At 67.0% G+C, this 14,740-nt stretch carries 10 protein-coding genes and 2 tRNA genes; 5 read left to right on the top strand and 7 right to left on the bottom strand.

Translation table 11 applies throughout. From position 1 onward, the window contains the following. The coding region (locus ACQ0O7_RS42420) for an NlpC/P60 family protein (RefSeq protein ID WP_430791584.1) at positions 1 to 496 on the top strand (496 nt) is incomplete at its 5' end. A 1,214-nt stretch (positions 497 to 1,710) separates the two neighbouring features. Beyond that, on the top strand, positions 1,711 to 1,983 hold the full coding sequence (locus ACQ0O7_RS42415) for a hypothetical protein (protein ID WP_430791583.1): 273 nt from the start codon (positions 1,711 to 1,713) through the stop codon (positions 1,981 to 1,983). Between the two features lie 334 nt (positions 1,984 to 2,317). Here ACQ0O7_RS42415 and ACQ0O7_RS42410 read toward each other — a convergent pair whose 3' ends face one another. The 4 genes from ACQ0O7_RS42410 to ACQ0O7_RS42395 form a co-directional block, all read right to left on the bottom strand. Further along, on the bottom strand, positions 2,318 to 3,559 hold the full coding sequence (locus ACQ0O7_RS42410) for a hypothetical protein (RefSeq protein ID WP_430791582.1): 1,242 nt from the start codon (positions 3,557 to 3,559) through the stop codon (positions 2,318 to 2,320). A gap of 106 nt (positions 3,560 to 3,665) precedes the next feature. Beyond that, entirely contained in the window at positions 3,666 to 5,714 is a 2,049-nt protein-coding gene (locus ACQ0O7_RS42405) for a hypothetical protein (protein WP_430791581.1), read from the bottom strand. 1,500 nt (positions 5,715 to 7,214) lie between these two features. Beyond that, positions 7,215 to 7,287: transfer RNA gene (locus ACQ0O7_RS42400), tRNA-Arg, on the bottom strand. Between the two features lie 41 nt (positions 7,288 to 7,328). Next, positions 7,329 to 7,419: transfer RNA gene (locus ACQ0O7_RS42395), tRNA-Ser, on the bottom strand. Between the two features lie 676 nt (positions 7,420 to 8,095). Between ACQ0O7_RS42395 and ACQ0O7_RS42390 the strand changes: the two genes are divergently transcribed. Next, positions 8,096 to 8,677 (top strand): hypothetical protein, encoded by a 582-nt coding sequence (locus ACQ0O7_RS42390; RefSeq protein WP_430791580.1) that lies wholly within the window; start codon positions 8,096 to 8,098, stop codon positions 8,675 to 8,677. A gap of 1 nt (position 8,678) precedes the next feature. Here ACQ0O7_RS42390 and ACQ0O7_RS42385 read toward each other — a convergent pair whose 3' ends face one another. Next, positions 8,679 to 9,440, bottom strand: coding sequence for a CPBP family intramembrane glutamic endopeptidase (locus tag ACQ0O7_RS42385; RefSeq protein ID WP_430791579.1), 762 nt, complete (start codon positions 9,438 to 9,440; stop codon positions 8,679 to 8,681). 117 nt (positions 9,441 to 9,557) lie between these two features. Here ACQ0O7_RS42385 and ACQ0O7_RS42380 point away from each other — a divergent pair, with 117 nt between their 5' ends. Further along, positions 9,558 to 10,664: a globin domain-containing protein gene (locus ACQ0O7_RS42380; RefSeq protein ID WP_430791578.1), complete on the top strand. Its 1,107-nt coding sequence runs from the start codon at positions 9,558 to 9,560 to the stop codon at positions 10,662 to 10,664. Here ACQ0O7_RS42380 and ACQ0O7_RS42375 read toward each other — a convergent pair. Next, entirely contained in the window at positions 10,658 to 12,187 is a 1,530-nt protein-coding gene (locus ACQ0O7_RS42375) for a peptide deformylase (RefSeq protein WP_430791577.1), read from the bottom strand. The two genes, ACQ0O7_RS42380 and ACQ0O7_RS42375, sit on opposite strands and share 7 nt — an antisense overlap. Before the next feature lie 378 nt (positions 12,188 to 12,565). On the opposite strand from ACQ0O7_RS42375, the gene ACQ0O7_RS42370 reads away from it, so the two are divergent. Next, a complete protein-coding gene (locus tag ACQ0O7_RS42370) occupies positions 12,566 to 13,288 on the top strand; it encodes a hypothetical protein (RefSeq protein WP_430791585.1) in 723 nt (240 codons plus the stop codon). An 81-nt stretch (positions 13,289 to 13,369) separates the two neighbouring features. Here ACQ0O7_RS42370 and ACQ0O7_RS42365 read toward each other — a convergent pair whose 3' ends face one another. Continuing rightward, positions 13,370 to 14,593 (bottom strand): Cys-Gln thioester bond-forming surface protein, encoded by a 1,224-nt coding sequence (locus tag ACQ0O7_RS42365; protein WP_430791576.1) that lies wholly within the window; start codon positions 14,591 to 14,593, stop codon positions 13,370 to 13,372. Positions 14,594 to 14,740: the final 147 nt, after the last annotated feature.

Below are 14,740 nucleotides of genomic sequence, written 5' to 3'. Positions count from 1 at the left end.
CCCGCACGCCCGGCTGGTCATGCAGAGTGACGGCAACCTCGTCATGTACTCAGATGCGGGGGTGCTGTTCACCACCAACACGCAGAACCGGGGCGGGGATCGTCTGATCATGCAGGACGACGGGAACCTCGTCATGTACGGCGCTGGCGCCGTCTGGCACATCAAGAGTTCTGGTGAGCGCGCCATCCAGTGGTTCTATAACAACAACGGCCGCACCGATCTCGAGGGCAAGTGTGAGCTGGCGGTCGAGAACGCGTTCGGTACAAGTGGCCGGTACGCCACCGCTCGCGCGAACTGGAACGCGCGGTCGCAACAGCAGACCTACACCAACGCGCCGCGGGGAAGTCTCGTGTTCTACAACACTAGCGCGGCCGGGCACGTGGCTATCAGCCTCGGTAACGGCCGTGTGTACTCGACCAGCGCCGGCGGCCGTGTCGGCATCGTGTCGATCTCCTACTTCCAGAACCCGTTGGGCTGGGCGTACTCCCCCTGGTGACCGCGGGGCGACGGCCACCGAGCCGTTGACCAGGTCCGAGCCTGGCGAGTTCGCGCGAGAAACTGCGGCGAGCCGTCTCTGTTGAACCTCAACGGGGGCGGTTCGGCGCTTTCGCGGGTCGTTTCACACGCATCGAAAGCGCCGGCTGGCGGTTCTAACCATCCATGATTCTCACCGCAATTCACGTTCCCGGCCGCGCCAAGCGTATCTCTGTCGGAGAACCCCGTCTCACCGTTTCGGTGAAGTGGTGCGGTCCATCGTCCCAGGCGGCCCGACGAAAGTGGAGCGCCGGGGCTGAGTTCGTCCAATCCGGATCCAGACCGGAAATCTGGATGTCGGCGGGCGAGATCCGGCTACGGCGTGTGACGTGCTAGCCAAGGCTGGCGTGCACGCTCGGCTGGAGATCAAGTAGGGCTCGGGGGATGTTCACCGGTGGGGCGAGCAGATGGATGTCCCGTACAGCCGAGGGGCTGCCCGCCGGCCTCCGCACCGGCCTGCACGGTCCGTGTAGCCCGATCGAGACGACAACTCCCCTAAAGGCGTCACGCACAGCAATAGGGACGGGATGCGGTTCGGCCCCGGTTCGCGTGGTGAAAGTCCAGCTCATTGATGAAATCCATTATGGACTGAGCACGTCGGCGACACGCGATCACCATCCGATCACCACGCTCCCACCAGATGGGATTTTCGGGCCTGAGAATGGGAAACAAAAGGCCGTGACCGCTGTTTCCGCAGGTCACGGCCTTGATCTTTTGTGCGCCCGAAGGGACTCGAACCCCTAACCTTCTGATCCGTAGACAGCGCCCCAATCAGAAGAGCTCAGGACCGTTGCAAATTTTCCGAGCGATGCCCGGAACGCTCCCAGATTTGGACCGATTTAATATTACTAGTCCCCACTCAAACCTCGTCAAGGCTACCGTCTCATATAATGAAAGATTGGGCCACGGCGAGGCCGTACCAGCGCCAGATTCTCCTGTCGAGAACGGGATCAACGAGCCACGCGCTGCGAGCCACGCCTCCTCGGCTCGCAGGAGTGATCGCCGGCATTCTCGCCTCAGTAACATGACTCAGGGTGACTGGGACCAGATGCCCGCGGAACCCGGTTGCAGCCCGGCGACGCAGTAGCCGCATGGACTGAGCTGCTCCGCTGGAATGACTCGCCAACCGCGTATGGTCGAAGTTTTAAGTTCCCCCGGGTTGGCGGAGGTGTGGTCGTGGCGAGGATGAGCGGTGCTCCGGCGGGGTCGCGGTGTGTCGACCAGCGCAGCTATACCGTTGCCGAGAGCCTGGCCGAGCTACGTGGTCCAACCAACGGCCTGGTGACCCTGGACCAGTTGCTGGACTGGTCCGGAGACAGCACCTATGACCTGGACTACCAAGGAAACCGCCAAGTGATGTACCAGACGGTGCTGAACCAGGCCGCCGCCAACGCTGACCTGCGCCGCTGGCTCGATGGCGCCACGCTACTGCTGTGGCCGAGCCTGTAGCTGCCCGCTCGGTTGAAACTGCTGTAGCAGACACGTCTACCCGAGTTGGTGACGCCTCCAGAAAGGCTGGCCGGCTGAGGTGGATCCCGTCCACCTCCGGCTGGCCGAGATCGGGCTACGCGTAGCCGGCCTATACGGATTCGCTCTGGCCTGCGCCTACGCCGTATAGGCCCACGGCATCCTGGACCGGCCCAGCGAAGGCATCGACCTGTTCGGCGCCGTTCCGTGGGCCGGCCCTGTCCTCTACCTGGCGGCCGTCCCGAGCTGGTGGTGGGCTCATCAGCGTCACGGGTCCGCTATTCGGGTGCCGGTCGCTGGTTGGGCGACGCGTGCGTCACGGATGGGCAGGGACAGCCATATGTGACAGATTGAGGTAGGAGATGTTGACCTCGGTGTTCGGGATGGGGACGGAGACCTCGTGCGTGACGTTGCCGTTGCCGCGGTCGAATGAGGTGTACTTGATGTTACCCTCGCCGCCGGGCAGTGTGCTCAGGACGTGGAGTTGTCCATCGGAGAACGCGTACAGCGTCCGCGTGGGACGGCTCGGTCCGGTCCCGAGGCCAGTGTCGAACAGTGCCGTCGTCTTGCCCGTGGCGGCATCGGTGGCGAAGACCCGGCCGTCGGCGTAAACCCAGTGCAACCGCCCGTCCCGCCAGTCCTGCACCACGTAGCCGAAGTCCTCGAACGTCAGCTGGGTCGCCGCGCCGTCGAAGGTCAGGCCGTGTTCCTGGTGTTCGCCGGTGACGGTGTTCCAGGAGACGATCTTGGGTGTTTCCTGGCCGGCCGCGTCAGTTTCCCATGACAGGAAGCTGATCACGCCGTCGTGGCAAGGGACCTGCCCGATTGGCGTGCCGCTGCCGAACTGAGGCCGCCATCCGACGATCTTCTCGCCGCCATCGGCCGGGTACAGGCGGGCCAGCATCTGCGGAACCGCAGTGTCGTCGGTGGCGGAGATCATGCCGGCGGACTTCGGTGCCTGGCCGGCATGGGTGCCGGGGTTGTTGGTCAGTCCGAACACTTGACCGTCACAGAGAGCGCCGGTGAAGTAGTTGCCCTGAACGTCGTACACTCGGGCGGCGGTGTTGGTGGTGACGGCGATCTGGTTGTTGTATCCGCCGTCGTTGCCGTTGCCGCCGTTGTAGACGCCTACGGATCCGCCATCAGGCAGAGCGAATCCTAGGTTCTGCGCGGTGACCTTGGCGTTGGCGAACTTCGTCAGACCGGAGGCGGTCAGCCGGTAGTCGCTGTCCTCGTCGGCAAAGTACAGGCCGTGTTCGGACCAGGCCGGCCTCATCATGTCCATCCGTTTGGTGGCGATGGAATGGAATGTGCCGTCGGCCTTGACGAGCACCACATAGCCCGGCTTGTGAACCTCTCCGACCACCGTGTACATCTCGTCGTTCTGCGGTCCGACGAAGAAGGCCATAACCGTCGAGTCGAGTTTGGCGGCGCCCTCGGCAAGTACGGAGGCGTCGAAGAATTGCTGTGACGGTGATGTGGAGCCCGACGTGCATCCGGCCAGGGCGATCGCCGCCGCGAACGCGGCGGCAGCCGCACGTCCGGTTTTGTTCAACATTGCTATCCCTCGTTACTCGGAGACAAGGGGCCCGGGGACGCTTGCGTGTTCCCCGGGCCCCGAACGTAGCGTCGGTGCTACGCCAACGGCATCACTGGACCGGCTATCAGGTGATGGTCTGGTAGGTCCGGGTCAGCTTGGACTTCCGGATGTCGTTGGGGTAGACACCTATGCCGCCGTCCCCGTCGAGGTCGATGTTCACTGACCGCTTGTAGGCCTTGTACACCAGCTCCGAGCAGTTCAGGGAGCTAATGTCCCCGCCCTTGTTCCAGGCGAAGTTGCTGTTGTACTTCTTGCTCCGCAGGGAGTTGTAGGCGTAGTCGGCGGCCTTGTTCTGCGTCGTGATGCTGGTGTCGACGTCCATCTTCTCGATGTTCTTGCAGTACTGGCGGCCGGTGACGTTGAAGTCGCCACTGAGCTGGCCCTTCCCGCGGGCTTCGACGACGACGTTCTTCTGGTAGAAGATGCCCATGTGCCCGTGCGCGACGCCGTAGGTGGAGGCCGCGGACCAGAAGATGTCGCCACGGAACCGGGAGGTGCCCAGATCACGCTTGGTGCACGTCGGGTTGGTGCTGCCCAGCGCGCTGACCTTGCCGCTGGTCGTCGCACTGGACGCGGTGGCGGTACCGGCCTGGTTCTGTGCCTCGACCAGCGCCTTCATGACGACCTGGTTGTAGGTGTTGCCGGTCATGGTCGCGGCCTCGCGCATGCTCGCCTCGAGCTCGGCGGCGGTCAGATCGGGGTTGAGCGCCAGCAGCTGGTTGAAGGCGTCGGGCGTCGGCGTGGTGGGCTGGCTGTAGGTCACCTCGACATACGGGAACTTCGACGCATCGCTGTAGTTATGCGACCAGAACTGCTTGTACTGGCTGGCATCGGTCTCGTTGACCGCGCGCAGGCCCATGGTCGGCGTGGCGACGTTGTTACTCGCGGCACGCTGGAAGAAGCTGGTGGCGTCCGCGGTGATCCAGCTGTCGTCACAGAACGAGACGTGGTGCTCGCTGTCGTATCGCGCGGTCTCGGCCGCCGCAGTGGTCTCCTTGTACTGCCAGGTTGGCTGGTTGGTCCACGACGTGTCATCGGTGAACGCGTTGGTGCTCCAGAGCTCGAACGGTGTCGGGGTGCACGAGTTCGAGTACGGGTTGGCGAAATACGCCGTGGCCGCGTCGATGTGCATGCCCTGCAGCCGGTTGGCCCACCAGGTGATGTAGGACCGGGTCCGGGTCACGCCGTCCCAGCTGCCCACGAACAGCGAGTCCGCGTCGGGCCAGTCGGTCGGGTAGCCCTCGACCACGGTGGTGCTGGCCGCGGTGGTCGACCAGTCGACGTACGGGTCGATGGTCACCGGGTAGACGGTGTCCGAGCTGGTCAGCCACTTCTGATCGGGCTTGAGCGACAGTGTCGTGGCCGGAGAACCGGCCGTGCGGGCGTTCGCCGCCGGCGTGGCCGCGGTGACGACGTCCGTGGTGACCTGCCGGCGGTTCGGCACGCCGCGCTTGTTCGTCCGGGCGTCCCACATCATCGGCGTCGGGATCTCGGCCCGCTGCTTGCCGTCGGCGCCGTGCACCCGTACCCGGCCACGCGCGTCCTCGGCGACCGAAGCGACGCCCGCGCCGCTCAGTGGCAGGTTGATCTCGCTGACGTACTTCGCGGCGGTAGCGGATTTGACGACCGTGAACTGCTCGAAGCCGGTCACGGTGGCCTGGACCACCACGTCGATGCCGGGCCGTACGTCCGCGTAGGTGGCCTTGTTGCCCTCCAGCCGCGGCTCCGGCAGAGCACCTTGCCAGCCCATCGCAACCTGGTTCTGGCCGGTCCCCATGGACGCGAGATCCGCTGCGGCACCGGCGCGGGCACCGGAGAGCCGCAGACTGTTGGGGTGCGCCTTCGGAGCCACCGAGCCGTCGGCCTGGCGTTGCAGCGTGAGGTCCACCGGCACCCACGACCCGTCCCGGCGGAACCGGGCCTGGCCCGCAGAGATGACCCCGGTGATCTTGCCGTCCGGGTTGGCGTAGTACTCCGACGTCTCCGTGGTCGCGTCGGCGATCTTGACTCGCTGACCGGACTTCTTCGCCGCCGCCACAGCCGACGCGATGTCACCCTGCTCCGACGCCGGTGCATGTGCGTACGCCGGCGCCGCCGCCAGCGTGAACAGCATGGTCAAACCAGTGGTCGCGGCCGCACTGATCGCGGCCCGCCTGCGGAGAACCTGAAAGATGTCAGGTTTGCCCGCGTCGGCCGGTGATGCATTCCCTGTCATTACAACCTTCCGTCGAATGCGGCTGGCCCATCGAGGCCGCCGCTGTTCTCTTGCGATTCGAGGAATGAGGATGACCTTGGGCCAGCAGACCGCGGTATCCGCTGAGTAGCGGTCCAGGTGCGATCGAGTGCCCCCCCATGTCGCACTTACCGCTTGACATCAGACCTATCGGTCTTAATAACCATGTGCTTTCAATATGTTGAAACCGAATTTGGTCACACTGGTGAAGCCGGGCGACGCAAGCAACAACCGACCGACGGCGAACCCCTCACCGTCGACAACCGCGCCCTACCACCGTGTGCATGCTGAAGCGTCATCCGCCCTGGCCACGGCCATGCGATCACTGGGCCTTGGAGCAGCGGCCGGTTCCCGGCGCGGGTCCGGCCGGCTGAGGCGCGGCAGTGCTTGACATCGAGCGCTGCGCGACAGTTGGGTGTGCTGTTTCGACTGGTCTGCCGCGGCGTGACCAACACTTTGGGCCTGCTGCGGCTGCTGCCGATGAGTGATCGCGACAAGGACGCCGAGACCCTGGGCGTTGCGGCACCAGATCTTGGTTGTCGAACGGCACCTGCACGGCGACCGAGTCGGGTTCACATCCGCGGATCGGGCGGGACTAGCGGCTTGCTGCATCTACTGCCCGCACCGCGCTGAACCACCCACGGCTACTGCTACGCCCGGAGACCGTGCTGCGCCGTGGCACCGCGCCCTGATCGCTCACAGACACACCCGCCGTTCCCGACCCCGGCGGGCCGGGCGGCCCTGCACCATCCGGTCCATCCGCCGGCTCGTCCTGCGCCTGGCCCGCGAGAACACCGGCTGGGGATACCGCAGAATCCACGGCGAACTGCTCGTTCTCGGGGTGAAAGTCGCCGCGTCCACCGTCTGGAAGATCCTGAAAAATGCCGGTGTCGATCCCGTTCCCGAGCGTGCCAGCAGCGCTTCGGCTACCTTCCTGCGATCGCAGGCCCACGCGATCATCGCTGCCGACTTCTTCGAGACGACCACCCTGACCGGCGCCAAACTGTACGCCCTCGCCACGGGCGCCGACGATGAGAGCGAAGCCGCCGCTCCGCGGAACGGGCCAAGGACCGCGGCTCCGACTCTTACGGCAGGGAGGGCCTCCGCGTCAAGCGCCGGCGTGCCCGTGGTAGCCCTGACCCAGATGACGACTACCTCAAGAGCATCACGCACAGTAGTCGGGCGGGGCTGCAGTGAGGGCCACAGTTCGCGCAGCGAAAGTCCAGCTCACCTCCGAAATCCACAATGGAATGAACATGTTGGCGACACGCGATCACCATCCGATCGCCACGCTCCCACCAGGTGGGAAGATCGGGCTCGAAAATGGGAAAGAAGAAGGCCGTGACCCTTGTTTCCGCAGGTCACGGCCTTGATCGTTTGTGCGCCCGAAGGGACTCGAACCCCTAACCTTCTGATCCGTAGTCAGATGCTCTATCCATTGAGCTACGGGCGCTTGCCTTGTTGCTCAGTCAGCCTACATCACCGACTTTTGCGCGGAGACTCCGGGATTCGAACCCGGGAGGGGCTTTAAAACCCCAACCGCATTAGCAGTGCGGCGCCATAGACCAGACTAGGCGAAGTCTCCCCGGTGTCCCGAGGGCCACCGAGGCTTGACAATACCGGACCGGTCGACGGCCGCACAAAGAGGTCGGCGTTCGGCGCACCGGGGAAGTTCTCGGGAGGGCGCTAGCAGGCGAAACGTGGCGGGTGCGACTACGCTGCGAGCGATGGAGGAGAACACGCGCCGGGAGGCTTCGCGGGCTCGGGATCCGCGTAGTCCGTTTGTCGTGCCCGAGCAGACGCCCTCCGACGGGCCCGCCGATGCCGAACCGGCGCGTCGCGGGTCGCCACCGGCGGTCACCTTTCAGCCACCCCAGGTCGACAGCAGTGCCGAAGGTCACTCGTCCGAGCGTCGCGAGGCCCCGAAGGTTCCGCCGCAGCGACCCGACAGGCCCGGCGGCCCGCCCGCGGATGTTCAGCCCGCCGGGGGGCCGACGAGTGTGCGGCCCACAGAGAAGCCGGCGAAACGGGCGCCAGCGAAGCGGGCCCGGAAGACCACCCCACCGGAAAAGCCGGTAATGCCGGATATCCCGGACAAGACGGAGGAGGCAGAGCGCTCGGGAGGGGAAGGGAGGGCGGAAATCCCGAAGAAGCCGACGAGCCCGGAAAAGCCGGAGAGGCCGGCCAAGAAGGCCGCAGCTCCACGGAAAGCCGCCCCGCCACGGAAGAGCGTCCCCGCGGCCAAGAAGGCGGTGACCGCGGTGGAGAGGAAGAGCGAGACCGCAACGGTCATCCCCATCGCACCAGTTCAGGCCCCGGCACCAGATCCGGTCGAGCGCTTCGAATCGCTGACCGAGGAGCTGTTGGCCGAGCCGTCGCGGACCCCGGAGATCCTCGCTACGGCGGCGGTTCGGACGTTCGGGCCCCGAGCCTCGGCCTGGGCGGCACGGACCAGGGCCGCCTACCCGACCGCCTCCGCCGAGGCATTGGCGCGGCTGGCGGTGCACCGGTTCACCCGGACGGCCGAGATCCGTGCCGTTGTGGGTGCGCTGACCGGCCCGTACACACCGATCGCGGTGACCGGCGGCGTCCTGGTGTCGCACGCGGAGCTGGTCCTGCACCTGGCTGCGGCGTTCGGGGTGGATCCGGAGGACCCGGGGCGGGCGGAGGATCTGCTCAAACTGGCCAGTCCAGGGCCGGGGCCGGTGGTGACGTGGCTGGCGGTCGGGCTGATCAACCGGCGGCTGCCGGGCGTGAGTGTGCTGTCCGCGGTGCTGGGTGCCCGGTCGACGACGGAGGCGGTGGCGGTGCGGGCCCGGCGTTTTTACCGAAAGAACAGCTGACCTACAGGGAGAGCCAGCTGAGCCAGGAGTCCGGCAGGGACGCGTAGCCGACGAAGGCGACGATGTCGAGCAGCGCGTGGGCGACGATCAGCGGCATCACCCGCTTGGTCTTGAGGTAGAACAGCGCGAACACCACCCCCATCACCACGTTGCCGATGAAGCCGCCGAAGCCCTGGTAGAGGTGGTAGGAGCCGCGGAGTACGGCGGACACCGCGACGATCCAGACGACCGAGAGGGAGTACGTCCGGAGTCGCGTGATCAGGTAGCCGACGACGATGACCTCTTCGAGCACCGAGTTCTGGATGGCGGAGAGGATGAGGACGGGCACGGTCCACCAGTACGCGTCGAGTCCGGACGGCCGGATCTGCGCGTTGATGCCGAGCTGGAGTGCCACGTACACCAATAGCAGTCCGGGGAGGCCGATGCCGGCGGCGAGGCCGGATCCCCATCCCAGGTCGTAGGCGGGCCGCCGGTAGTCGATGCCGAGGTCCCGGGGGAAGATCCGGTCCCGGGTCAGCAGGTACAGCGCGAGGGCTACCGGGATCAGCGCGAAGAAGATCCCGAGCAGCTGGTACGTCAGGTCGAGGTACGGCCGTGGCGACACGGTCGGGTTGAGGGTGGCGGTCTGCTGGGCGAGTGGTTTGTCGGCGGTGAGTTTCGCGGTCAGCGACACGATGGCGTAGACCGCCGACTGCCCTAGTGACAGCAACAGCACGATGGCGATTTCCGGGCCATAACGCGAGCGGGCCTGTTCGACGATCACCCGGCAACTCTAGCCAGGCACAAAACGGTCCAATTCGACGAGCGACGCGCCGCACAAGGTGGTGAGTCGCACTGCTCGTGCGTCGTGTTCCCGACTGCGCTGACCACCCTGAATGGCATGGGAGACCTGGCACGCTTGCTCAAGGAGAGCTGGAGCCTCGTCGAGGAACATCAGGACAAGGTTGCCGGCTATTTCTACGCGCGGATCTTCCTGTCACATCCGGATCTGCGTGATCTGTTCCCGGTGCAGATGGATGTGCAGCGGTCCCGTCTGCTGGGGGCGATCGTGACAGCGGTGCAGACGCTGGAGGATCCGGAACGGTTCGACGAGTACCTGCGAGCACTCGGCCGGGATCACCGCAAGTTCCACGTGGAACCAGAACACTACGAGGTGGTGGGCGGAGCCTTGATCGAGTCGATGCGCGCGTACGCGGGCGAGGAGTGGGGCGTCGAGTACGACCAGGCGTGGGCCGACGCGTACGCGGTGATCGCCTCGAAGATGCTGGCCGGTGCGGAGGCGGACCCCAATCCGCCCTACTGGTACGGCGAGGTGGTGGCGCACGAGCGCCGTTCGCAGGACATCGCGGTGTTCACCGTGCTGCCGTTGCAGCCGCTGGATTTCCGGGCCGGGCAGTATCTGAGCATCGAGGCCCCGCGGTACCAGCCCCGGCTGTGGCGCACCTATTCGCCGGCGAACGCGCCGCGCCGGGACAACACCCTGGATTTCCACGTACGGGCGGTGGGCGCCGGCTGGGTGTCCAGTGCTCTGGTCCGGAAGCTGCGGGTCGGCGACATGATCAAGCTGGCCGCGCCGATGGGCACGATGACCCTGGATCGAAGATCGACGCGGGATGCCGTCTTCGTGGCCGGTGGCACCGGGCTCGCCCCGATCAAGTCCCTGCTGGAGGAGCTGACCCGCTACAACCGGACCCGCTGGGTGCACGTCTTCTTCGGGGCCCGCAACCGCGAGAATCTGTACGACCTGGCCGACCTGAACCGCCTGGCGGCCCGTTATCCCTGGCTGTCGGTCGTGACCGCGTGCAGCGACGACCCGACTTTCCCGGGCGAGCAGGGGCACATCTCGGACGTGGTGGCGAAGTACGGCCCGTGGAAGGAGCACGACTTCTTCGTCTCCGGCTCGGGGCAGATGGTGAAGTCCACGCTGCGCCGTCTCGCCGAGCTCCAGGTGCCGTCGGTCCGGATAAAGTACGACAGCTTTCAGTAGTCCCAGGGCCGCCCGGTCTGCTGGTATTGAGCGACCGGCACCAGTTTGGCATCGAGTTTCATCCGGTCCACGTAGAGCCGGCCCTCCAGGTGGTCGATCTCGTGGCTGATCAGCCGGGCCAGCGCCCGTTCGAAGGTGGTGACCACCCGGGTCCCGTCGAACCGCGCGTGTTCCACGTCGATCCGCATCGGCCGGGGCACCAGACCCCGGTAGTCGAAGAACGACAGACAACCTTCGTACTGCTCGTCGCACTCCTCGGACTCGCCGACGATCCGCGGGTTGAGCAGCACGACCGGGTCGATGTCGCGTTCCGACGGGCGGACCACGGCGGCGGCGGCCGGCACGCCGATCTGCGGCGCGGCCAGGCCGACACCCTTGCTGAACTCGTGCAGGTCCTCCAGCCGGCCCAGTGAGGTGAGCAGCCGGGTCACCGCGTCGCGGGCGGACGCCCCTTCCCGGGGCAGCTGGAAGTGCCGGGCCCGCTGCCGGAGCAGGTCGGATCCGCGCTGGATGATGCCGATGCCGCGCATCCGGTGCGAGGCCCGGGGCAGGGCCGGTTCCGAGGGGCCGGTCTCGCCGTAGATCGGGGCGTCGGCGCCGCGGTACCGCCATTCCAGCCGGTACCGCGCGTTGAGCAGGGGTGCGTCGGTTGACCACTCGAAGATGGCGCGACCTCCCTCGGTGCGGCGTTCCAACGGGGTACGGACGGGCACCTCGGCGTTGAGCGATGCCTCCACACCCCAGACCTGGGGTTCGAAGCTCTCCGGGAAGTCCAGCCGCACGGTCAGCGACCGGGTCGGCAGGCGGACGGCGCGCTGGAACCACTGGCCCCATTTCTCTTCGCCGACCGTGTACGCGTACTCGATGGTGGTCCGCTCGCCGGGGTAGAGCGGGAACTGGCCGCGCTCGTTGGCGAACATCAGCCACAGTTCCTTGGAGGCGTCCCGGTCGAGTTTGACCCGCCACTGCATGGGTTCGGCGGCGGCGCCCTCCCCGGCGACCGCGTGCACGTCCATCTCGTCGAGGGTGAGCGGGTTCTCCCGGTGGTGGCGGTTGGAGCCGGCCGGGTCGTGGGGGAAGCGGTCGACGGAGATCTTCGCCAGGTATCGGGTGACCGCCTCGATGCCGGCGTTGTAGAGGGAGCGCTGGACCCGGGCCCGGTAGGCGCCGCCGGTGTAGGCCAGCTCGGCGATCTCCCGCTCGATGATCAGGCCGGTGCCGGGTGGCAGCCACTGGACCGGGACCGGTGGGTCACGGTGCAGGACGGTGCCGCGGGCGTGACGGAGTTCGTCGTACTCCTGGAATCTCTGCCAGATGGCACCACCGGCGCCGAGCACGGCTTCGGCCCGGCGGGCGAAGTCCTCGGTGGGTTTGTGGCGGCGCCCCTCGACGTGGCTGACGTAGGAGGGATCGAAGCCCATGCGCGCGGCGAGTTGCTTCTTGGTCATGCCCCGTTCGACCCGCCATTGCGCAAGCACCGTCACGAACTGGTCTGCTGCCCGTTCAATGGGCGAGGTGGTCATCACGGATGTCCCCTTCGCGACGGCACGTTCAGTGTCGCTGGCTCTCCGTGTCTGCAAGGAGCTAGTAGCGTTTTGCCGACAGATACCTTGACGAATCCGGCAACACAGCCACGCTACGTAAAGTAACAATTGCCTAGGGTATTCGCCCGAAAGATCCCCTTGACCAGTGTGGTTAGCCTACCCTTAACCGGGTACCGTGGGTCACCGCGAGCCCCTGCCGCTCCACAAGAGCCGGCTCGCCGCCACTGCTTCAGCACGTCCATCCGCAAGGAGTACTGCGGTGACTCAGCGACGAGTGCGCCCGTGACCAGCACCACCCTGGAACTCACGCAGATCCGGCCGCGGCTGCTGGCCCCGGTCACCGCGACCCTGCGTGCCATGTTCGGCACCAGCACCGAGATCCCCGGGCTGGCTCCTGACCTCGTCGTTCGCGACATGGCCGGCTGGACGCCCACGGCCCGGCTGGCCGACGTGCACCTGGACACCCTCCTGGAGGCGTCCCGCCGCCGCTGGAACGCCCAGCCGCACGCCGCCGCCGCACTGGCCTGGAAGGCGTACACGTACTGGCTGGCTCTGCCCGCCGTGCTGGGTTTCGCCTCGGCCCGCAGAGTGCCGTTGCTCACCGCCGGCGACGTCGTCATGCACTTCGACGACCCGCGCCCGCTCGTCACTCTGGGTCTGCGCCCGGACATCCCGGTCGCGGTGCTCCCCAGCGACCCGATCGCGTTCTCCGGCCGCCCCGAGGTCAAGGTGGTCCCGGACGAGGCGGCGCTGCTCGGCGAGTTCCGCCGCAGCCTCCTGGACGAACACCTCGACCCGCTGCTCGACGCCATCCACGGCCGCGTCCGCCTGGGCAAGCGCACCCTGCTGGGCTCGCTCGCGTCCGGAGTCGCCTACGGGGTGCTGCGCTCCGCCGACGCGGTCCCCGGCTCCTCCGCCGAGACCATCGACCGGCTGCTGACCACCCTCGGCGTCCGCGACCTGATCGAGCTGCACCCCGGCAAGTCCGGTCACCTCGAACTGCGGCGCAAGACCTGCTGCCTGGCCTTCACCCTGCCGCGGCCCAAGGTCTGCCCGGGGTGCTGCATCAAAACCCCTTAGCCGCGTACGTACGGGATTCGCGTACGAGTGAGGCCCCCGCCCTGTCCCGGGCGGGGGCCTCACTCGTCAGTGCTGTCGAACTCAGCTGCTGAAGGTCACCCGACGGCGGCGGACCATCACCAGGGCCACGGCGCCGGCGACCAGGAGCAGCACGCCGCCACCGATCACCACGGCGGTCGACGAGCCGGTCAGCGGCAGGTCACCGTTGCTGGCGACCGGGGTGGTGCTCGGCGCGGGCGACTCGGACTCCTCGCCGGCCGGGGTGGAGACGCTCGCCGACGGGGTGGGCTCCTCCTCGGCGGGGGTGGAGACGCTCGCCGACGGGCTGGGCTGCTCCTCGGCCGGGGTGGAGACGCTCGCCGACGGGGTCGGCTGCTGGACGCTGGTGAAGGTGGCCTCGGCGCCGGCGTTCAGCTTCTCGCCGACGGTGCCGCCCAGGATCAGCTTCTGGTGCTTGTCCTTGTTGCCACGGAACAGGAAGACCCGGCCGAAGGAGACCGCGCCCTCGGCGGTGAGGGAGACGGCGGCCTTGCCCGCCTCGGTGCCGGTCAGCCAGAACTGGCCGCCGTTGGTGGTCACACTGACCGGGTTGCCGTTGGCGTCCACAGCCGCGCCGCCGGTGACGGTCACCTTGATCTCGCCGGCCGGGCCCTTGACCGTGAACGGTCCGGCCTTCTCGCCGGCGATCGCGGTGGCGTTGGCCGGGTCGACGCTCAGCTCGCCCTTCGGCTCCGGCACGCCGACCGCGTTCTTGGTGAGGTAGTCGTAGACCTTCTTGACGACGTCGTACTGCCTCTGCTCGGTCAGGCCGCGGATGTCGCGGCTCCAGTCGCCGAGGTTGACGCTGTCGCTGAAGTGCCAGACGGCGGTCTGGGTCCCGAAGTAGAGCAGCTTGTCCCGAGTGCGGGTGTCCAGGCCGTTCGCCGAGGCGCCGGCGGCGTCGAGCAGCTTGGCCGCGTCACCGTTCGGGTAGCCCTTGGTCAGCACCCACTGGACCTTGTTGAGGTTCTTGACCTCGGACTCGCTCCAGGTGCCCTCGTCGTAGGGCTGGCCGGTGGCGACCGGGGTGTGGAAGTCGATGCAGTAGACCGGAACGCCGCGCTGGCCCTCGAGGTTGATGGCCAGGCTGCTCACCGGCATGCGCTTGCCGTTGATCACCAGGGTGACCCGGTCGCCGCCGCTGGTGGGGATACCGGTGGTCTTCTCGTCGGCGGCGGCGGGCATGGCGGAGCCGAGCAGCAGAGCGCTGCCGGCGACGGCGGCCAGGGCTGCCTGAGCCAGGCGGCGTCCTCGTTTTCCGAACATCAGGAGTGTGTTCCTCTTCCCCGGGGAATGGCCCGCCCGGACGGCGGGATGGGCGAGTGCCGCCCTTCCCGGGAACGAATGAGTGTGTGCGGGAAGGCGACGCCGGAAATTATGCGACAGTGCCGGTCCATTGTCACGTGCCATTTG

The sequence above is a fragment of the Actinoplanes sp. G11-F43 genome (assembly GCF_050589265.1).
GTDB lineage: Bacteria > Actinomycetota > Actinomycetes > Mycobacteriales > Micromonosporaceae > Actinoplanes.
The sequence above is the reverse complement of the archived record's forward strand: the minus strand, read 5'-3'. Positions and strand labels throughout refer to the sequence as shown.